Here is a 20,166-nt window from a genome sequence, read left to right as displayed (position 1 = left end):
CCATTTCGCTACTCAGAATACTTGAATCTCCTGAAGATACCTGTACTCTACTTCTTAATTAGATTTTCTTGTCGAAAATATGTTATAAACAGCGTCTTTTTTATAGGGTTAATATCAGTTTTTTAAAGGTATATTAGTTAATTTCTCCTTGAGGGAATCTATAGAAAAAGGCTTACTAAGATAGTCGTCGATACCCTTTTCTTTGATATCTTCAATCTCTGATGAAGTAGAGGCAGTAAGCGCAATAATATGAGTACTCGCTTTCTTTGGCTCTTCCATGTTTCGTATCATTTGCGCAGCTTTATAACCGTCCATAACAGGCATATGAATATCCATTAGAATTACGTCGAAGTCCTGTTCTATAACTGCCTCTATTGCTTTTTGTCCATTTTCTACGACTCTCAGCTTTATATTCCAGTTAGATAGCAGTTTTTTCATAAAAAGCACATTCATCTCGTTATCTTCAGCGAGCAATATTCTTAAGTTCTCAATACTTTTATTCTTAACTTCTGGAGCTATTTTTAAAGTTTCATGAATAGGCAACTCAGTGATGGGATACGTAATTTCGAAACTAAAAGTAGTACCTTCTTTTAATTTGCTCTTAACTTCGATTTGACTTTTCGACAATTCAATTAGGTGTTTAGCAATAGGAAGTCCTAAACCTGTGCCTCCATATTTTCTGGTTACATTTCTGGAAGCCTGTTTAAAAGGTTCGAATATAAGCTTCTGTTTTTCTTCACTAATGCCTATACCCGTATCCTTTATTTCGAATCTTATAGCAATGCTTGACTTTGTTGTGCGTACGGTTTTAGCATTTATATTAATGCTGCCATGTTCCGTGAACTTTATAGCATTACCGGCAATGTTAAAAATAATTTGGCTTAACCTCGTTGGATCTCCAATAATATTTTGAGATTTTATATTTTCATCTATGTAAATAAAAAGGTCAAGATTCTTCTCTTTAGCTTTAACATCTAGAATCGAACCTATATTGTTTAACAATCCAGCAATATTGAATGGTAGTTTTTCCATTTCAATATTGCCAGAATCTATTTTATTAAAGTCAAGAATATTATTAATTAACGAAAGCAGATTCTCGGCAGAAAACTTAAGTACATTTAAATTTTCTATCTGCTGTTTATTCGGATTATCATTTAATAAAATATTCGTCATTCCTATTACGGAATTTAATGGAGTTCTAAGTTCATGTGACATGGTAGATAGAAAGTCTGTCTTATCTTTTGCGGTCTTTTTAAGCTTATCGGTTAACTCTTTTTTCTCTTCAAGAGTACCGTATAATGCCGCGTGAAAATAATAGTGTGAAAGAGCAAGAACCAGAAAATTAATAAGAACGATAAATATATATACGTAAGTACTGTACCGGCTACTTTCGGTTATAAATTCGCCACCTTGATTTTGTAGTAAGTAAAAAATAACCGAAAAGATATTTATTGTTGAATATAAGATACCCCATTTTCTTCCCAATCCGTAAAAGCTAAATACAATAAGCATATAAACGTGTTGAGTGATTAATATATCTATTCCATATTTATGGATATTAAGAATTCGGAAAACGGAAAATGCAGATAATATTTGTACAATGTGAATAAGAATGTTCACGTAACGAGGCTTTGATAACAAAAGCTTTAACGTTATAGTGGTGATAACAAGTCCAACAATGTCTACCAAAAGTAAATCACTTCTGCTCCATGACACGTGGTCGTAAATGGCAGCCAGTAATTTAGGATAATTGAGTACATAAATAATAACAAATACCTTTATTTTAGCTCGTTCCAAAATATCCGGAACTGTTTTTAGTGTTTTACTTAAAGACCAGTTAAATAGAGGTAAATCTTTCATTTACAATCAATATTGCCCGTAAATATAGGAAATAAGTGCAGCTTTGGCAGTCTTATTTATAATCGTTCTTAAAGAGCATAAATTTGCCTAAATTAGCATCTGTAAAATGACGTCGGCAAACCCTCATAAAAAAAAATCAAAACTTGTTTCCTGGTTAAAGAGAATAGGTTTAATAGGATTTTTGTTTTTTCTTATTAAAGGGTTAATCTGGCTAGCAATTCTTTATTTTTTAGGAACTAATATTTAATAGATAAAATCGTTCATCATGACAAAACTCTCTGTTAACATCAATAAAATAGCAACACTTAGAAATTCGAGGGGAGGTAATAACCCGGATGTTTTAAAAGTTGCTTTAGACTGTGAACGATTTGGGGCACAGGGCATAACTGTACACCCCAGACCAGATGAACGACATATTCGTTATCAGGATGTATATGATATAAAGAAAGCTATAGCAACTGAGTTTAACATTGAAGGCAATTGTCAGGAAGAAAAGTTCGTGAAATTGGTGCTGGATAATAAACCAGATCAAGTAACGCTTGTTCCTGATGCCTTAGGGCAAATTACTTCTAACCATGGTTGGGATACCATAAAGTATCAAACTTATCTTCAAGATATGATTGGGATTTTCAAACAACTGGGAATTCGCGTATAATTCTTCGTCGATCCGGTTCTGTAATTGGTAGAAGCAGCAAAAACGACAGGTACAGATAGAATTGAGCTATATACAGAAGCTTATGCTACAGGATATAAATTAGACAGAGAAAGAGCTGTAGCGCCTTATGCAGAAGCTGCAAAGTTGGCAAATCAGTTAGGGATAGGAATAAACGCCGGCCACGATCTGGATTTGGAAAATTTAAAATATTTTGCAGATAATATAGAAGGATTATTGGAAGTAAGCATTGGACATGCTTTAATCTGTGATGCGTTATATTTAGGTTTAGAAAATACGATTCAACAATATTTAAGACAATTAGTATAATGCATTTAAGAACTAATAGGATATTTATCCGTTAAAGCTATTAGTTCTGATATTTTATTAATTTGTAGCTTTTTATAAATAGTCTTTGTGTGCGTGGCTACTGTGCTTTCCGCTATAAAAAGAGAATCAGCTATTTCTTTTTTAGACAGGCCAATAGTTAAAAGTTTAGCTATTTCGGTCTCCCTGTCAGAAAGCGTATGAAATAAATTTCCTTTAACTATTTCTCTGTCGTTATCGTTTAAAATAGCTGCTGTAATCGCATATTTAGGTTTTCCCTTTTTATTAAGTATTAACGTCTTGGTACTGCCAATAACTCTTTTCCATTCCTTTTTTTTATACAGAAGTTTATACTCCAGATTTAGGAAATCCTTTCTGTCTTTTTTAAAAAAAGACACAGACTCCAATAGCGTATAATAGGTAGAAGAATGTATAGTTTTAATGTAGTATAAGTGATCCATTCCCTTTAGCCAATTCTTATCGAAATCATAAAATTCTGCCATTTTATTGTTAATGCAGATTGGTCTGTATAAGTCTACATCATGAAGGGTAATCATCAGATCAGAATTGTTGATTTCGTCTAGAAAAGAGTTTGATTTAATATTCTCCAGGTGTAACAAATCCTTTTTTGCAAAAAGATCTATAAGAGCATCTAATTTTTCTTGAAGGCTGTTAAAATCTATCATGACAAAGATGTGAAATCGAACAGATAAAGGATATATATACTTAAAAAAATTTCTGCTAAAGTACAAAAAACACCAAAAAATCTTTCAATTAAACTAACATCCGTTTGGGATAAAGTTGTATAATGTAACTATGTTGATAATCTATTTGTTAAAAAGCATATAATATTAAAAATCATACTTAAAAAGAGCGCTTGTTTTTTTATTTTTGCGGCAAAATCCAAATATTCAAATGAAACTCAACGCAGACTATCAGGAGCTGTTCTCATCAAGACACATAGCTACTAACGATTCTGATACCCAGGAAATTCTATCTGTAATAGGTGTAAATTCAGTTGATGAGCTGATTGACCAGACTGTACCGGAAAATATTAGATTAAAGAAAAAGCTCGATCTGCCAAAGGCCAGGGGGGAGTTTGAATATTTGAATGCTTTAAAGCAAACCGCTTCAAAAAATAAAGTATTTAAATCTTACATAGGACAGGGATATTACAGTGTTATTGTTCCGGGAGTAATTCAAAGGAATGTGCTGGAGAATCCGGGATGGTATACTCAATATACACCATATCAGGCAGAAATTGCACAGGGACGTTTGCAGGCATTGCTGAATTTTCAGACAATGATCGTTGATCTGACAGGGATGGAAATCGCAAATGCATCGTTGTTAGATGAGGCAACTGCGGCTGCAGAAGCAATGTTTATGCAATATAGTCTAAGAAAAAATACTGCAGCAAATACCTTCTTTGTCTCACAGGAGATTTTTCCTCAAACTATAGATGTTTTAAAAACCAGGGCACAACCTTATGGTATAAACCTCGTAATTGGTGATCATCAAACAGCTGTACTTAGTGATGATATGTTTGGCGCTATAGTACAATATCCGGCGGGAGATGGCCAGGTTTATGATTATCGTGAATTTGCAGCGGAAGCACATGAAAAAGATATAAAATTGACTGTTGCCGCTGACCTGATGAGCCTGGCTTTATTAACACCTCCAGGAGAATGGGGAGCGGATATTGTTATTGGAACAACACAAAGGTTTGGAATTCCAATGGGTTTTGGAGGACCACATGCAGCTTATTTTGCAACAAAAGAGACCTATAAAAGATCTATGCCCGGGAGGATTATAGGTGTAACTATAGATTCGGCAGGAAACTATGCTTTGAGAATGGCCTTGCAAACCAGGGAGCAACATATTAGAAGAGATAAAGCAACTTCTAATATTTGTACTGCACAAGCTTTATTGGCTATTATGGCCGGAATGTATGCTCAATATCATGGTCCTAAAGGCATAAGGAAGATAGCGAACAGAATACATGCGTTGGCGGTATTGACATCAAACGCTTTAAATGAACTTGGTTATAAGCAAGAAAATACATCTTATTTTGATACGCTAAAATTCAACGTAGGGCAGTTAGCTGGGCCGTTACATGCTGAGGCTTTAAATAACGAAGTCAATCTAAACTACAAAAGTGAAATAATCACCATTGCTTTAGATGAGACCACATCTATAGAAGATGTCAGAACAATTGTAAGATTCTTTGCAAAAGTGAAGGCAAAAACCTTGAATGATATAGATTTTGATGGATTGATAGCCAATTTAGAGACTTCCCTATCAGAAGATCTGCAAAGGAAATCCGATTATTTAACTCATCCGGTGTTCAATAATTATCATTCTGAACACGAGATGTTGCGCTATATCAAATCGCTGGAAACAAAAGACCTTTCTTTATGTCACTCCATGATTGCTCTAGGGTCGTGTACTATGAAGCTGAACGCAACCACAGAAATGGTTGCTATTACATGGCCTGAGTTTAGTAATCTGCATCCATTTGCACCAACCGACCAAACGGGAGGCTATATGGAAATTATTGACGAACTGAATAAATGGCTAAGCGAAATTACGGGTTTTGCGAAAATGAGCTTACAGCCTAATGCAGGAGCTCAGGGCGAATATGCTGGGCTTATGGTTATCAGAGCTTATCATATTGATAGAGGAGAAGGTTATAGAAATGTAGCGCTAATTCCTTCTTCTGCACATGGAACTAACCCGGCTTCTGCGGCAATGGCCGGAATGAAAATTGTGGTAGTAAAATGCGATGAAAGGGGCAATATAGATGTAACAGATTTAAGAGCCAAGGCAGAAGAACACAAAGACGATTTAAGTTGTTTAATGGTAACTTACCCTTCTACACATGGAGTTTTTGAAGAATCTATTATAGAAATCTGCCAAATTGTACATGATAACGGTGGGCAGGTTTATATGGATGGCGCCAATATGAATGCTCAGGTAGGCTTAACTTCACCAGCTTCAATTGGAGCAGATGTTTGCCACTTGAACTTACATAAAACATTCTGTATCCCGCATGGTGGTGGTGGTCCCGGAATGGGCCCCATAGGCGTTGCAAAACATTTAGTTCCTTATTTACCGGGTCATTCGGTAGTAGATATTTCACAGGAAAAATCAATTCATGCAGTTTCAGCAGCTCCATTTGGCTCTGCATCCATTTTATTAATTTCACACGCGTATATTGCTATGATGGGGGCAGAAGGCTTAACAAATGCTACCAAGCATGCAATTGTAAATGCTAATTATATTAAAGCCCGTCTGGAGCAGTACTATCCTGTACTTTATGCAGGTGCAAATGGACGTTGTGCACACGAGATGATTTTAGATTGCCGTGAATTTAAAGCTTTTGGTGTAGAGGTAGGAGACATTGCCAAACGCTTAATGGATTACGGATTCCATGCGCCTACAGTATCATTTCCGGTAGCTGGAACGGTAATGGTAGAGCCAACTGAATCTGAACCAAAAGAAGAGCTGGACCGCTTTTGTGATGCCATGATTTCGATAAGAAAAGAAATAGAAGCAATAGCAAATGGGACTCTGGATAAAATAAACAATCCACTTAAGAATGCTCCACACACAGCTGCGGTTGTAACAGCCGATATTTGGGACAAAGCATACTCCAGAGCTACAGCAGCATTTCCTTTATCTTATGTGTCGGAAAATAAATTCTGGCCTTCTGTTGGACGAGTTAACGAGACACATGGCGACAGAACTTTAATCTGTTCTTGTCCGCCGATAGAAGAATACGCTTTTTCATAAACTCATTTCCTTAAACTAAGACATATCAACCACAAAGAGTCTTTAAACTCTTTGTGGTTGATATGCATTTAAACCTCGCTGTTTTCATTAGAATTTATTAAATGGATTTGTTACATTGCATCTGCAGAAATGAATGTATGAAGCGGTTTATCCATTTTTTTGTAACAGGTTTGCTTGTTATATCTTCTTGTTTTTATGCTAATGCACAGCCGCGAAAGCAAGTGAAATTACAATTAAAATGGCATCATCAATTCCAATTTGCAGGTTATTACGCAGCCTATGTCAAAAAATTCTACGAAGAAGAAGGGTTAGATGTCCATCTTATAGAGGGAAGAGATGGAAAATCGCCTTTGACAGAAGTAACTAAAGGGCAGGCCGACTTTGGTATTACAGGTTCGGATATTTTATATGAATATATAAAAGGAACGCCAGTTGTAGTAACGTCCGTAATATTTCAACATTCTCCATATATTTTCATGGTATTGAAAGAATCCGGAATCCGGAGCCCCTTGAACTTATACAGGAAAAAAGTAATGGCTTCTAATGACCAGGGGTGGTTTCTCTTGAGATCTCTATTCTTTAGGGAAGGTATCTCTCCGGATTCAATAAAGTTGCTAAAACATTCGTGGAATAATCAAGATCTTATAAACAGGAAAGTAGATGCCATATCTGCCTATGCAACAGTAGAGCCTTTTCAGGTAAAAAAAGCTGGCCACGATGTTTTTTTAATAAGCCCCCGGGATTACGGTTTGGACTTCTACGGAGATTTAATATTTACTTCGAAAGAATATGCAGACGAAAACCCCGAAATAGTAGATGCTTTTAATAGGGCTAGTATAAAAGGCTGGGAATATGCTTTATCTCATCAGGATGAAATAATATCTTATATTTTGACTCTTCCGGGCGTGAAAGATAGAAATATTGGTAGAGAAAACCTGGAATTTGAGGCTCGGGAAACCGAAAAACTTATCTATTCGAATTTGGTGGAAATAGGTCATGTTAATATGGGGCGATTCCAGAATATGCTGGACATGTATAAGGAATTAAGTATAATTCCTGCTTCTGCCTCTATAGATGGATTGATTTATCAACGAAAAGAACTGAATTGGGAAAACATTAGCAATGCAATAATACTTATTGCGATTCTGCTTGCCGGGTTATTCATGCTAATTTTTATCTGGAACAGGAGATTAATTAAAATTGTAGACCGAAAAACCAGGGAATTACAAATAGAAGTAGAGAACAGAAAAATTGCAGAGAATATAGCCAAGCAAAACGAAATTAAACTAAAGCTAGCGATAAAAAGCGCAAATATAGGCTTGTGGGAATGGGATGTAAATACTCATGAATTTATAGTGGGGAAAGAGTGGTGTTTTTTGTTAGGTATAGATTTTTTTAAGTTACCTATCCACAAGAATATTTTTGATTTTATACATCCACAAGACATACCCATCTTAAAGCGATCATTGGGTGCAAATCTGGCCGGAATAAGAAGGTTAAGTATGCACCAATTACGGCTAATAAAGGAAAACGGAGAGGATATATATGTCTTGGTCTCTTTCAGAATCATCAAAAGCGAGGATAAGAAGGTTAAAAAGCTTCATGGTGTAGTTGTAAATATAGACAATATAAAAAAGCAAGAGGACGCACTTCGCCAGTTATCAGAAGAATTAATGCACAGAAATAAAGAACTCAAAAAATTCGCTTATATCACTTCGCACAACTTAAGGGCTCCTGTTGTTAATATTGAGGCTCTTATGGAAATGTTTGATAAATTAGACCTGACGGAAGGAAACAGTCAGATTTTTGAAAAATTAGATTTGTCTGTAAAGAGGCTGAGCAATACATTAAACGATCTTATCGAGATTATCTCAAATTCTAAAAATGATCTGCCAAAATTAGAGATTGTAGATTTTGAATCAACATTTGAAGATACATGCAGATCCATAAATATGGAACTGGAACGAATAGCTCCAGAGATTACTTTAGATTTTCAGGTACGATGCTTCAAATATTCGAAGGGATATTTAGAGAGTATTTTTCTGAACTTGCTAACAAATGCTATTAAATATCGAAACGGAGAAAGACGTTTAAAAATACATATATCCAATTCTGAAGATGAAGATAATATATATCTTAAGGTTACAGATAATGGAATTGGCATAGACTTGCATAAAAACGGGCATCGTCTTTTTGAACTATATCAGCGTTTTGAACCAACCATAGAAGGCAAGGGAATTGGTTTGTTTTTAGTGAAATCCCAGATAGAATCATTGTCGGGTAAACTTTTTGTAGATAGTAAAGTCGGTGAAGGCTCTACGTTTACTATCGCTTTCTCCAAGAGGCTCTAACTGTCAATAGATTGTAAATACATTCAAAAATAAAAAATATATGTTTGAACATCTAATTTCTGTTTTTATGTTTGTAGCACAATAAAAAGTTATGAACAAAAAAATATTATTAATAGCGTTAGTTGCTGTATTTACAGTATTTACAGCAAAGGCACAGTCTTATAAATTAGATACAGAAAAATCTGTGATAGAGTGGGTTGGTCGTAAAGTAACCGGAGCGCACAATGGTACGGTGAAATTCTCTTCCGGAACATTAAACTACAATGGATCTTTAAAATCAGGTAATTTCCTTATTAACATGAATTCCATTAAAGCATTAGATGTACAGGGCGAATGGGCTACTAAATTAGAAGGACATCTTAAAAATGAAGATTTCTTTGCTACCGATAAATTCTCAACAGCAAAATTTGTTATAACAAAATTAGGTAAATTAGTAAACGGAACACAAACAGTAGTTGGAAAGCTAACTATTAAAGATATTACTAACGAAATTTCTTTTCCGGCGACTGTAACTTTGAATAATGGAGTTTTAACAGCAGTTGCAAAAAATGTAAAAGTAGACAGAACGAAGTATGATATTAAATATGGTTCTAAAAACTTTTTCGATAGCCTTGGAGACAAAGCAATCGATAATGAATTTGAACTGAATATTACGCTTGTAGCAACAAAATAGTATAAAAAAAATTATAGGAAAAGGCTCATCATAATTGGTGAGCCTTTTGTTTTTTATATCATTGTAAAATTTGATTTTTTTGGATAGTTTAGGCACACAATAATATTCTAGATGGCATGGTATTCAAAAATTCTGTTTGCAATTGTTGGTGTTTTATTAGTTTTTGTGCAAACAATTTATGGACAGGAAGATACAGTAAGCCTTCAATTAAGATGGAAACACCAATTCCAATTTGCAGGATATTACGCAGCCTTGAAGAAAGGTTACTATGAAGAAGAAAAACTCCATGTAAAAATTACAGAATACAGGCAGGGGAGCGCCGTTGTTGAAGAAGTCTTAGCGAACAGAGCTCAATATGGTGTGTCTGGAAGCGACATACTTCTCTCTTACATGCAGGGTAAACCGGTAAAGGTATTAGCCAGTATTTTTCAACACATGCCTTATGTAATTATTAGTATAAAGGAAAGAGGAATTTCCAAACTTACCGATTTATCCGGGAAAAAGATTATGGGGGCAGAAATGGGTAGTATTGTACTCCGTTCATTATTGCAAAATGAAGGTATCCCTCAGGACTCTGTAAAGTTTGTTCCCTTTAATGCAGAGGAATTTTTAAAAGATACCACCATAAGTGCAATTGTAACATATAAGTCGGTAGTTCCATTTGAATACGCAAAAAGAGGATATGAGACTACACAAATTGAGCCTTCTGATTATGGAGTAGATTTTTATGGCGATATACTCTTTACCTCAGAATATGAAACAAAAAATAATCCCGAAAGAGTAGAGAAATTTAAAAAAGCATCGTTAAAAGGGTGGGAATATGCTTTACAACATCCACAGGAGATAATCGACTACATTTTGTTATTACCCGGTGTGAAAGAGCGTGGTGTGGACAGGCAAATGCTGGAAGCCGAATTCGCTATATTGGAGGATCTGATCCGACCTAATTTGGTAGAAATAGGACATATGAATAAAGGACGATGGGAATTTATTTTGAAACGTTTCTCTCAATTAGGAATTAGCAGTGTTCATAAAAATACCGATAGTTTGCTGTACTCACAGGGAGATCAATCGAAAGTGTATGAAAGGATTCTTGTGTATATTATTGTTCTGTTAGTAATCTGTGCTTTATTTTTCTTTATGAGGAGTGTTTTTGTTACACACAATCTCAATCAGGAGAAGCAAAAGCTTTTGGAGGCCGATAGCAGAAGCAGGTTTAACGAAGAAAGTATAAAGCTAATATTAAAAAATGCGGGGATTATACTTTGGGATTGGAGTCTCGTGTCTGATTCTATATCTGTATTGGGCTTAAATAATTCGGATAATATATATCATAATATCTCAGATTTTAAAGCGGCTTTACATCCTCATGATTTAGCTAAGTTTGATATATTTATAAGCTTACTTCCAGAAAGTTTTACAGAAGAAGTACAAATAAAAATTGATGGTCTTTATCAATGGCGCTTGTTAACTATAAAGGCCAGAAAATTCAATTCGGATAACCTGCCTATAATTTATACTGGAATGCTTATTGATATTTCTGAGATAAAGCAGAAAGAAGCCCACTTGGATAAACTTTCAAGAGAATTAGAATTTACAAATTCTGAATTAGAAAAATTTGCATATATCACTTCTCACAACATCAGAGCCCCAATTGTTAATTTAGAGAGCCTGATGGATTTTTATGATTTTGAATGTAGAGATCAGGATGCAAATAATGACATCATGAATAAAATCCATATTTCTATACAACGTTTAAAAGATACTTTAGAAGAACTGGTAAAAGTCACCTCAAAAAGATGAGTAACGTACAAAAATGCAGTAAATAGATTAAATGTTTTTTCAGGTTGACCAAATTTACTATTTTAGGCCGGCTAATTAATAATTGATTTTATAAAAATATAATTTTTTTGAATCGAAATTAACTTTGGTGTAATCTTGTGTTGTTTGGTGACTTAAATTGTAAAAACTAGCGCCGTGGTTCTCCAAAGAGTGTGAAAAAAAATCAGGTTTGTAAAGTATTAATGCTCAATTTTGTATTTTATTTTTTAGAGAACTTTTAAATAGGTATAATCGTAAAAAGCTTGTGGAATGTCGAACGAAAATTTAAAAATTTTAATTATTGATGATGATGAGATCAATAATTTCATTGCCACAAAGTTGATAGATAGGATTACGCCCGTTGCAAAAGTATTTACTTGTTTAAATGGAAAAGAAGGGATAGAATTTTTAGAAGAAAATATTAGCGATAAAGATAACCTGCCTGATATTATCCTCCTCGATATTAATATGCCTATTATGAATGGCTGGGAGTTTTTAGATGCCTTTGAAAAAATTAAAGATAGAATAGGAAAAGACATTAAAATTAATATGTTGTCCTCATCAGTTTATAACGACGATATTACTAAGGCTCAAACCTATTCGACAGTAAGTAAATTTATATCCAAACCTCTTACTACAGATAAAATAAAAGATATATATAGTGGATTACAGGATTAAATAGCTTCTATTTTAAAACCATGTTCATCACCACTAACACGGCTTGCTGTTTTGCCTTTCGAATGGTAAAATAAGCAAATCCAATTTTCTATAGCCGCTTTTTTACCGTATTCTACTCTAAGTTCTTTCGCTAATCTACCATCAAAGTCATATTTTGCAATAAAGTTTCTAATGAGCTGTTCGGGCTCAGGAAGAATATCACCACCAAAGAAATAATGCTCTCCTCCAGACAGAACATGAAAAACCTGATGGAACTCACAATGTCCACCGGTAAGCTCATAACTAATTTCATCTGTTAATATACCGCTACCTTCGACAAAAGTAACCTGTCCTGACCGCTGTATTACATCAAAAATCTCTGTTCTATAAGATTTTGAGTTACTTGAAAATGCAATTTCCCATTCCTGCTGATTGATAATATACTCAGCATTTGGAAAGGCGGGTTCTAATTTTCCATCTTTATTCCAGACCATACCTCCGCTGTGGTCGTAATGCAGATGGCTCATCAGTACTTTGGTAACATCTTCTGGGCTGTAGCCGGCAGATTTAATGTTTTCGTGAATAATCAAATTACCGTTTGAGTTATTCATGCCCAGTCCTGTATCCAAAATTAGTAATTCTTTTCTCGTTTTGATGAGAAAAGGATTAACATGAATAAACAAGGAGCCAGGTCTGTCGCTATGCTTATCAACTGTCGGATCAAACGGAATAAATTTTTTAGAGGCATCAACGGAATAAGATCCTTCGCTAAGAGTATGTAGTTCCAAAGTATTAAATTTTTATAATCACCCTTATATCAGTGGCTTGCATTTCTTGTTGGAATGATGCCATTGATTGTTGTATATTTACTGGGTTTACACATTGCAAATATATGGAAAAAAGGTGGGCAGAGCACTTAATAACAAATTTTGAGATAGTTAATAAGCTTGCAGAAGAATTGAGCATTAGTGATGTTCTTGCCCAAATGCTTTATAACCGGGGCATCACTTCTTTTTTGGAAGCCAAGGCTTTTTTCAGACCAGAGCTACATGATCTTCATGACCCGTTTTTAATGAACGGAATGACAGAGGCTGTAGATAGAATTGAAAAAGCTATCCAACAAAACGAACATATATTAATTTATGGCGATTATGATGTAGACGGAACAACTTCTGTTGCGCTGGTATACTCTTTTTTTAAAGAATTTTATACAAATCTTACCTATTATATTCCGGACAGATATTTAGAAGGTTATGGGATATCCACACAAGGTATCGATTTTGCCGAAGACAATGATGTTTCCTTAATTATTGCTCTTGATTGTGGAATTAAAGCGGTGGATAAAGTTGAGTATGCCAGACAAAAAGGAATAGATTTTATTATTTGTGATCACCATTTACCTGGAGAACAAATACCGGATGCAATAGCCGTTTTAGATCCGAAAAGAAGAGATTGCAATTATCCTTATAAAGAACTTTCGGGCTGTGGGTTAGGGTTTAAGCTGGCACAAGCTTATGCAGCAAAAAATAATATTCCTTTCGAACAAGTTTGCCGATATCTCGATCTGGTAGCGGTAAGTATTGCCTCAGACATTGTCCCAATAACAGGAGAAAATCGTGTACTGGCCTATTATGGTTTGCAAAAACTAAATAATGACCCTTGCAACGGGCTAAAGGCATTGATTGAACTGTCGGGAAAATCAGATAGGTTTACTATAGCAGATATAGTTTTCTCTATTGGTCCCAGGATTAATGCCGCAGGTAGAATAGATGACGCCAAGCATGCCGTAAAACTGTTAATTGCCTCTTCTACCCAATTGGCGGAAGATGCTGGTTTTATAATTAATTTAAAAAATGCCGAGCGTAAGGAATACGACAGCAGCATAACCGAGCAGGCACTGAATATGATTGGCAGTTCGCCCGAAATGATCAAAAGAAAATCTACAGTTGTATACGACAAAAATTGGCATAAAGGTGTTATTGGGATTGTTGCCAGCAGACTAACAGAAAGATATTACAGACCAACGGTTGTCCTTACAGAATCTAACGGGTATGTAGCAGGTTCTGCAAGATCTGTCCTGGGATATGATTTGTATGAGGCACTCTGTGAATGCAGCGATTTGTTGGAACAGTTTGGAGGTCATAAATATGCCGCAGGCTTAACCATGAAGCCAGAGAACGTAGAAAAGTTTGTTGATCGTTTTGAATCTGTAGTAGCTTCAAGCATTACCGAAGACATGCTTATACAGCAAATTACTGTAGAAAAATGCATAGGATTAAAAGACATCACGCCTAAGTTCTTTAGAATATTGAACCAGTTTGCACCTTTTGGTCCACAAAATATGGTTCCTGTTTTTATGACAAGAGGTGTATATTCGTACGGATACGGTTCTATTGTAGGTAACAATCATCTAAAAATGAGTGTTAGACAAAAAGATAGTTCCGTTTTCGAATGTATTGCATTTGGTTTAGGAGATTATTTAGAGCAAATTAACAGAGGTACGCCATTTGATATTTGCTACACTATAGAAGAAAACGTTTGGAAAGATAGACGCAGCATTCAATTGAATATCAAAGGAATAAAAACCTATTAAAAGTTTTGTGGCCAATATGTTTACAATATATCGGGGAATGATTATTTTAAACATCAAAATCTTCTCCTGGTAACATAAAAAACTACCTGGCAAATGAAATCAATAAAATAACAGATGAAATTAAGAGCAGAAAATCTTGTAAAGAAATACAAACAGCGTACAGTAGTAAACAATGTTTCTTTTCATGTGTCGCAGGGAGAAATTGTTGGTCTGTTAGGTCCAAATGGAGCAGGAAAAACAACTTCTTTTTATATGATTGTTGGTTTGATAAAACCTAATGAAGGACATGTTTTTTTAGAAGATCTGGAAATTACCGAAGATCCAATGTATCGCAGAGCCCAAAAAGGCATAGGTTATCTGGCTCAGGAGGCTTCTGTCTTCAGAAAATTGACAGTTGAAGAAAATATAATGGCTGTTTTAGAAATGACTAAGCTTTCTAAAGCTGAACAAAAGGAAAAATTAGAGGAGTTGATAACCGAGTTTAGCTTACATAAGGTTAGAAAAAATAGGGGCGATTTATTATCAGGGGGCGAAAGAAGAAGAACAGAAATAGCAAGGGCTCTTGCCGCCGATCCGAAGTTTATTTTATTAGATGAACCTTTTGCGGGAGTAGATCCTATTGCTGTGGAGGAAATTCAAACCATTGTTGCAAGATTGAAACATAGAAATATTGGTATCCTGATTACAGACCATAATGTTAATGAAACCTTGTCAATTACAGACAGGGCATATTTGCTAACAGAAGGAAAAATTATGCTTTCCGGAACACCACAGGAAATTGCATCAAACGAAATGGCAAGGAAATTCTATTTAGGACAGCATTTTGAATTGAAAATCAAGAAATTTGAAATTGAAGGACAGTTAAAAACTGTAGGCCGACCAGATGAAGAGGGGCTTTAGATTGGAGAGTTGAGATATAAGACAGCAGATTTGAGATTAGAATTAAGCATTAAGATTTTATAAGCGTTGATAGTGTGTGGGCCGATGGACTCCATAAATTATCCGCGAATAAACTACGAGGACAGGTACTAACAACGAACAACTAAACACTAAAACTGAAATGACCATAGTAAACTCCTTCCTCAACTGGATTATGAAAAAGCGGATGCACCAGATCGAGCTTTTTATGAAATATCCAGACGAAGTACAAGAAGAATGGTTTGGAGAATTGATACATTCCGCTATTGGGACAGAGTGGGGCAAAAAGTATGATTATCGTTCTATAGAAAGCGTAGAACAATATAGAGAAAGGGTTCCCATTCAAAATTACGATACGTTAAAGCCGTATATAGAAAGAATGCTTAAAGGTGAGCAAAACATCCTTTGGCCTACAGAAATTAAATGGTTCGCAAAATCTTCGGGCACAACAAGTGATAGAAGCAAATTTATTCCGGTAACACAGGAATCTCTGGAGGAATGTCATTTTAAAGGCGGAAAGGATATGCTTGCTATTTATTGTAATAACAATCCCGAAGCCCGTATTTTCACTGGAAAAAGTCTGGTTTTAGGAGGAAGCCACCAGATTAATCAGTTAAACACAGATTCTTTTTATGGAGATCTTTCTGCAGTCTTAATCAAAAATATTCCTATCTGGGCCGAATTGATGCGTACTCCGGATATGTCCATAGCACTTATGGACAATTATGAGGAGAAAATAGAAAAAATGGCCCGTGTAACCATTAATGAAAATGTAACCAATATTGTTGGGGTTCCTACCTGGACAATTGTTTTGGCAAAACGTGTTTTAGAGATAACAGGTAAAAGCAATTTAATGGAAGTTTGGCCAAATTTAGAGCTTTACATTCATGGTGCAGTTAATTTCGAGCCTTACCGAGATCAGTTTAGTTCGTTAATTCCAAATCAATCAATGTACTATCTGGAAACCTATAATGCGTCTGAAGGTTTTTTTGGAATTCAGGATCATAATTCTGAAAAAGATTTGTTGCTAATGCTGGATTACGGTATTTATTACGAATTTGTTCCTTTGGAAAATATAGAAGAAGAACATCCCAGGGCGTTGTCTTTACATGAAGTAGAATTAGAAAAGAATTATGCAATTGTGATTACGACCAACGGTGGTTTGTGGCGTTATATGATCGGAGATACGGTGAAATTTACCTCATTAAGCCCGTACAGGATAAGAATAACAGGTAGAACCAAGCATTTCATTAATGCATTTGGCGAAGAGGTAATTATTGAGAATGCAGAAAAAGCATTAACCAAAGCCTGTTCGGAGACAGATGCACTGATTTTGGACTATACCGCCTGTCCAATCTATTTTTCAGGTAATGAAGCCGGTGGACACGAATGGATTATTGAGTTTGAGAGAGCTCCAAATGAGTTCGATCGTTTTATTGATATTCTGGATAATACTTTACGTGAAGTGAATTCTGATTATGATGCCAAACGGTTTAAAGACATGGCACTAAAACGACCACTTGTTCATCATGCTCCTAACGGAACTTTCTACAAATGGCTAAAGAATAAAGGAAAATTAGGCGGTCAGCATAAAGTACCCCGGTTGGCTAATGAAAGAAGATATGTGGAAGAAATCCTGGATATCATCAGAAATTAAAATCGCCCCATAAGGCGATTTTTTATTTTTTGTAACCTTTCTTATTTTCTCTTCGTCTTACCTATAAATAAATGAATTTGCAAAACAAGTACTCGCTTTCGGAGATTATAGAAGGATGTCAGAAAACAGACAGGCGTTTTCAGGAGCTTTTATATAAAATGACGGCATCAAAGATGCTTGGTGTTTGTATGCGGTATGCAAAAGACAAATTCGAAGCAGAAGATATTTTACAATCTGGTTTTATCAAGGTATTCAAGCATATTCATTCTTATAAGGGAGAAGGTTCTTTCGAAGGTTGGATAAGAAGAATTATGGTAAACACTTCTATAGAATTTTATAGAAAAAATATACGAATGCTTAGTGTGGTAGATATAGAAGAGACAAATGCAGAATTGGTCTTTACAGAATTTGAACTAAGCAGTCTGCAAGCTAAAGACTTGATGAAATTGATACAAACGTTATCGGAAATCCATAGAATGATATTCAATATGTATGCTATAGAAGGTTATTCGCATAGAGAAATAGCCGATGCATTGGGCATAACAGAAGGAGCCTCAAAGGTTCAGTTAAGCAGGGCAAGAGCTGTATTGAAAGAAAAAATAAAAAAGTTAGAAAGGCAAGGTCATGAAATCAATGTCGGATAAAGATTTTGATGCTTTTTTTAAAGTATCGTTAGATCAATTTGAAGAAAAACCTACTAAAAATATTTGGTCTTCAATAGAGAATGATAATAGTAAATTATCCTATCGAAGGAAAAAGTTTCCTTTTGCTTGGGCGGCAGCTTGTATAGCTATACTGGCTCTGGGATTAATACTGTTTAGAACTGAAAATGAAAAAATTCAACTAAGAAAAGTTGACGAGCTGGCAGCTGTTTCTGTTTTAGAAGACCAGCTTACCCAAAATCCATTACCACCCAGAGAGATTGTTTCATTTAAGCCAAACAATAAAGCAGAGAATGAACAGCGGTTCTTAAGATTAATGGCTTCTATAGAAATAGGCGAAAAGATCGTGAAAAAAGCTAAGCAAGAAAAACAAGAATCGGATTTTGAAAAAACTAAACATACCGTAGAGGTGAACGAAACACAACTTGTAAGTGTTAAGAATACAGGAGCAAGCGGTAGGGAGGAAAAATATATCGAGCAGGAACCTTTAGTTAAAGAGCAGGAGGAAATATTGGCTTATACAGATAAAATAGAAAATAAAGAGAAGGTAAAATCTTTGGGAGATTTAGTGAACTTCGTAATAGGAAAAATAGATAAACGAGAAAACAAAATTATCCATGTCAGCAAAACAGAAGAGAGCGATATGGAGATAACAGGAATAAATTTAGGTTTGATAAAATATAGAAAGGCGGATTAATATGAAGAAAATTTTAACACTATTGTTAGCTGGCACAGTTTTTTTTGCCAATGCACAAACAGATTCTACAAACGTAAAAAAACGGCAGGCGAAAATAGAAATTGGTTCAGAAGGGGTTAATATTCAAGTAGGAAAAATAGATAGCAATAAATCTGAAACAAAATATACTAAGTTTCCTAAGGTTAATTTTGGATTCAATTTTGAACATTTTGATATCGGTTTAAGTAAATATCACAATGGTAGCGATTTTGATTTTCCGGACAATTACAGCTTCTTAGATCATGAAGTTTGGACCACGCATACTATAGGTTTGGATGTTTTACAATTTGGAGTTCGTTTCAATCCCAACGTCAAAATTATGCTGGCAGCAGGGTTAGATTGGAATCATATTCGCCTTAAAAGGAAAGACATAACTATTTTGGCAGATAACCCGGTGCTGGATTATACAGAAGATCCAAATCTGAAATTAAAAAAGAATAGATTTAGTAACAGATACCTAAGAATTCCTCTCTATTTTGAATTCAGATCTAACGAGTCTAAAGATAATAAGAGGTTCTCTTTTGTAGCCGGACCGGAAGTAGGTTTTCTAATAGATGGGAAATTAAAACAAAAGTCTGAAACAGGTGAAAAAACCAAAGTGAAAGACGATTTCAATTTCGAAAAATTTAGATATGGAGCTAACGTAAGATTAGGCTACGGTTGCGCGGGTTTGTTCTTTAAATATTATTTTAACGATGTATTTGCAGAGAGCGAAGCGCCTGGATTGGAAGGATATAAAAATCTTTCTTTCGGCTTAACATTTGGGTTTTAATACCTTTACATATATTTGAAATAGCCTTGTTTTTTAAACAGGGCTATTTTGTTTTTGTATATTTACACCCTTTGCAGACTTCTTATGGCTTCACAGATTAGGCTCAACAATGTTTTTAAGAATTATTTAGAACACCAACATTCTGGTGTTTCGGGAATTAATTTAGAGATCGATAAAGGAGAAATAGTGAGTATCGTAGGAGAGAGTGGAAGCGGGAAATCTACTTTATTAAAATTAATTTATGGGCTTTTAGTACCGCAGGAAGGCGAAGTGCTCTATGAAGGGAATAAAATTTTAGGACCATCAGAAAAATTAATACCCGGTCATGATGACATGCGGATGGTCACGCAGGAAGTTACGCTTAATCTATACGCCCGTGTATTTGATAATATTTCAGGTCAGCTTTCTAATACCGATTTACAAACAAAAAATGATCTTACAATAAAGACAATGGAGTTTTTACGTATAGATCATCTGGCCAGTAAGAAAATTGTAGATTTAAGCGGAGGAGAACAGCAAAGAGTAGCTATAGCCAGAGCCATTATTACAGAGCCTACAGTACTATTATTGGATGAACCTTTCAGTATGATAGATACCATATTGAAAAAGCAGCTAAGGGATGATATTGAACGTTTATCAAAAGAATTGAACATTAGCTTTATTATGGTATCTCACGATCCTTCAGACGCCTTATC

General features: G+C 35.1%; 15 protein-coding genes and 1 pseudogene. 13 read left to right on the top strand and 3 right to left on the bottom strand.

Annotated features, from left to right (window positions below):
* Positions 1-114: 114 nt before the first annotated feature.
* The gene (locus ABWO41_RS00790) at positions 115-1,860 is read right to left on the bottom strand and encodes an ATP-binding protein (protein ID WP_353132072.1); all 1,746 of its coding nucleotides are present in this window, start codon (positions 1,858-1,860) and stop codon (positions 115-117) included.
* Positions 1,861-2,125: 265 nt separating this feature from the next.
* On the opposite strand from ABWO41_RS00790, the pseudogene ABWO41_RS00785 reads away from it, so the two are divergent.
* Positions 2,126-2,842 (top strand): annotated as a pseudogene (locus ABWO41_RS00785) (pyridoxine 5'-phosphate synthase).
* A gap of 5 nt (positions 2,843-2,847) precedes the next feature.
* On the opposite strand, the gene ABWO41_RS00780 reads toward ABWO41_RS00785, so the two are convergent.
* Positions 2,848-3,525, bottom strand: coding sequence for a helix-turn-helix transcriptional regulator (locus tag ABWO41_RS00780; protein WP_353132070.1), 678 nt, complete (start codon positions 3,523-3,525; stop codon positions 2,848-2,850).
* Positions 3,526-3,754: 229 nt separating this feature from the next.
* On the opposite strand from ABWO41_RS00780, the gene gcvP reads away from it, so the two are divergent.
* The 5 genes from gcvP to ABWO41_RS00755 all read left to right on the top strand — a co-directional run bounded on the left by gcvP (position 3,755) and on the right by ABWO41_RS00755 (position 12,154).
* Complete coding sequence (gcvP, locus tag ABWO41_RS00775; RefSeq protein WP_353132068.1) at positions 3,755-6,631, top strand: aminomethyl-transferring glycine dehydrogenase; 2,877 nt, start codon at positions 3,755-3,757, stop codon at positions 6,629-6,631.
* A 137-nt stretch (positions 6,632-6,768) separates the two neighbouring features.
* The gene (locus ABWO41_RS00770; protein WP_353132066.1) at positions 6,769-8,982 is read left to right on the top strand and encodes an ABC transporter substrate-binding protein; all 2,214 of its coding nucleotides are present in this window, start codon (positions 6,769-6,771) and stop codon (positions 8,980-8,982) included.
* A gap of 91 nt (positions 8,983-9,073) precedes the next feature.
* Positions 9,074-9,655: a YceI family protein gene (locus ABWO41_RS00765; protein ID WP_353132064.1), complete on the top strand. Its 582-nt coding sequence runs from the start codon at positions 9,074-9,076 to the stop codon at positions 9,653-9,655.
* Positions 9,656-9,766: 111 nt separating this feature from the next.
* Positions 9,767-11,458 (top strand): ABC transporter substrate-binding protein, encoded by a 1,692-nt coding sequence (locus ABWO41_RS00760; RefSeq protein WP_353132062.1) that lies wholly within the window; start codon positions 9,767-9,769, stop codon positions 11,456-11,458.
* A gap of 288 nt (positions 11,459-11,746) precedes the next feature.
* Positions 11,747-12,154: a response regulator gene (locus ABWO41_RS00755; RefSeq protein WP_353132060.1), complete on the top strand. Its 408-nt coding sequence runs from the start codon at positions 11,747-11,749 to the stop codon at positions 12,152-12,154.
* Here ABWO41_RS00755 and ABWO41_RS00750 read toward each other — a convergent pair.
* Positions 12,151-12,921: an MBL fold metallo-hydrolase gene (locus tag ABWO41_RS00750; RefSeq protein ID WP_353132058.1), complete on the bottom strand. Its 771-nt coding sequence runs from the start codon at positions 12,919-12,921 to the stop codon at positions 12,151-12,153. The genes ABWO41_RS00755 and ABWO41_RS00750 overlap by 4 nt on opposite strands.
* A gap of 104 nt (positions 12,922-13,025) precedes the next feature.
* On the opposite strand from ABWO41_RS00750, the gene recJ reads away from it, so the two are divergent.
* The 7 genes from recJ to ABWO41_RS00715 all read left to right on the top strand — a co-directional run.
* Complete coding sequence (gene recJ, locus ABWO41_RS00745; protein ID WP_353132056.1) at positions 13,026-14,726, top strand: single-stranded-DNA-specific exonuclease RecJ; 1,701 nt, start codon at positions 13,026-13,028, stop codon at positions 14,724-14,726.
* A gap of 114 nt (positions 14,727-14,840) precedes the next feature.
* Positions 14,841-15,626 (top strand): LPS export ABC transporter ATP-binding protein, encoded by a 786-nt coding sequence (gene lptB / locus ABWO41_RS00740; RefSeq protein ID WP_353132054.1) that lies wholly within the window; start codon positions 14,841-14,843, stop codon positions 15,624-15,626.
* A 160-nt stretch (positions 15,627-15,786) separates the two neighbouring features.
* Positions 15,787-17,301: a GH3 auxin-responsive promoter family protein gene (locus ABWO41_RS00735; RefSeq protein ID WP_353132052.1), complete on the top strand. Its 1,515-nt coding sequence runs from the start codon at positions 15,787-15,789 to the stop codon at positions 17,299-17,301.
* A gap of 71 nt (positions 17,302-17,372) precedes the next feature.
* Positions 17,373-17,945: an RNA polymerase sigma factor gene (locus ABWO41_RS00730; RefSeq protein WP_353132050.1), complete on the top strand. Its 573-nt coding sequence runs from the start codon at positions 17,373-17,375 to the stop codon at positions 17,943-17,945.
* Entirely contained in the window at positions 17,926-18,660 is a 735-nt protein-coding gene (locus tag ABWO41_RS00725; RefSeq protein ID WP_353132048.1) for a hypothetical protein, read from the top strand. Before ABWO41_RS00730 ends, ABWO41_RS00725 begins: the two co-directional genes overlap by 20 nt.
* A gap of 1 nt (position 18,661) precedes the next feature.
* The gene (locus tag ABWO41_RS00720; protein ID WP_353132046.1) at positions 18,662-19,471 is read left to right on the top strand and encodes an outer membrane beta-barrel protein; all 810 of its coding nucleotides are present in this window, start codon (positions 18,662-18,664) and stop codon (positions 19,469-19,471) included.
* An 84-nt stretch (positions 19,472-19,555) separates the two neighbouring features.
* A partial coding sequence (locus ABWO41_RS00715) for an ABC transporter ATP-binding protein (RefSeq protein WP_353132044.1) occupies positions 19,556-20,166 on the top strand: 611 nt, incomplete at its 3' end.

The sequence above is a fragment of the Pseudopedobacter sp. genome (genome assembly GCF_040392825.1).
Classification (GTDB): Bacteria; Bacteroidota; Bacteroidia; order Sphingobacteriales; family Sphingobacteriaceae; genus Pseudopedobacter.
This window is presented reverse-complemented; position numbering and strand designations above follow the sequence as displayed.

Excerpts from the sequence above, each read along its gene's own strand:
- ABWO41_RS00730 (WP_353132050.1), top strand. The coding sequence starts at position 17,373 with ATGAATTTGCAAAACAAGTACTCGCTTTCGGAGATTATAGAAGGATGT.
- ABWO41_RS00770 (WP_353132066.1), top strand. The coding sequence starts at position 6,769 with ATGAAGCGGTTTATCCATTTTTTTGTAACAGGTTTGCTTGTTATATCT.
- ABWO41_RS00790 (WP_353132072.1), bottom strand. The coding sequence starts at position 1,860 with ATGAAAGATTTACCTCTATTTAACTGGTCTTTAAGTAAAACACTAAAA.
- recJ (WP_353132056.1), top strand. The coding sequence starts at position 13,026 with ATGGAAAAAAGGTGGGCAGAGCACTTAATAACAAATTTTGAGATAGTT.
- gcvP (WP_353132068.1), top strand. The coding sequence starts at position 3,755 with ATGAAACTCAACGCAGACTATCAGGAGCTGTTCTCATCAAGACACATA.
- ABWO41_RS00755 (WP_353132060.1), top strand. The coding sequence starts at position 11,747 with ATGTCGAACGAAAATTTAAAAATTTTAATTATTGATGATGATGAGATC.
- ABWO41_RS00720 (WP_353132046.1), top strand. The coding sequence starts at position 18,662 with ATGAAGAAAATTTTAACACTATTGTTAGCTGGCACAGTTTTTTTTGCC.
- ABWO41_RS00765 (WP_353132064.1), top strand. The coding sequence starts at position 9,074 with ATGAACAAAAAAATATTATTAATAGCGTTAGTTGCTGTATTTACAGTA.
- ABWO41_RS00735 (WP_353132052.1), top strand. The coding sequence starts at position 15,787 with ATGACCATAGTAAACTCCTTCCTCAACTGGATTATGAAAAAGCGGATG.
- ABWO41_RS00760 (WP_353132062.1), top strand. The coding sequence starts at position 9,767 with ATGGCATGGTATTCAAAAATTCTGTTTGCAATTGTTGGTGTTTTATTA.
- ABWO41_RS00780 (WP_353132070.1), bottom strand. The coding sequence starts at position 3,525 with ATGATAGATTTTAACAGCCTTCAAGAAAAATTAGATGCTCTTATAGAT.
- ABWO41_RS00725 (WP_353132048.1), top strand. The coding sequence starts at position 17,926 with ATGAAATCAATGTCGGATAAAGATTTTGATGCTTTTTTTAAAGTATCG.
- lptB (WP_353132054.1), top strand. The coding sequence starts at position 14,841 with ATGAAATTAAGAGCAGAAAATCTTGTAAAGAAATACAAACAGCGTACA.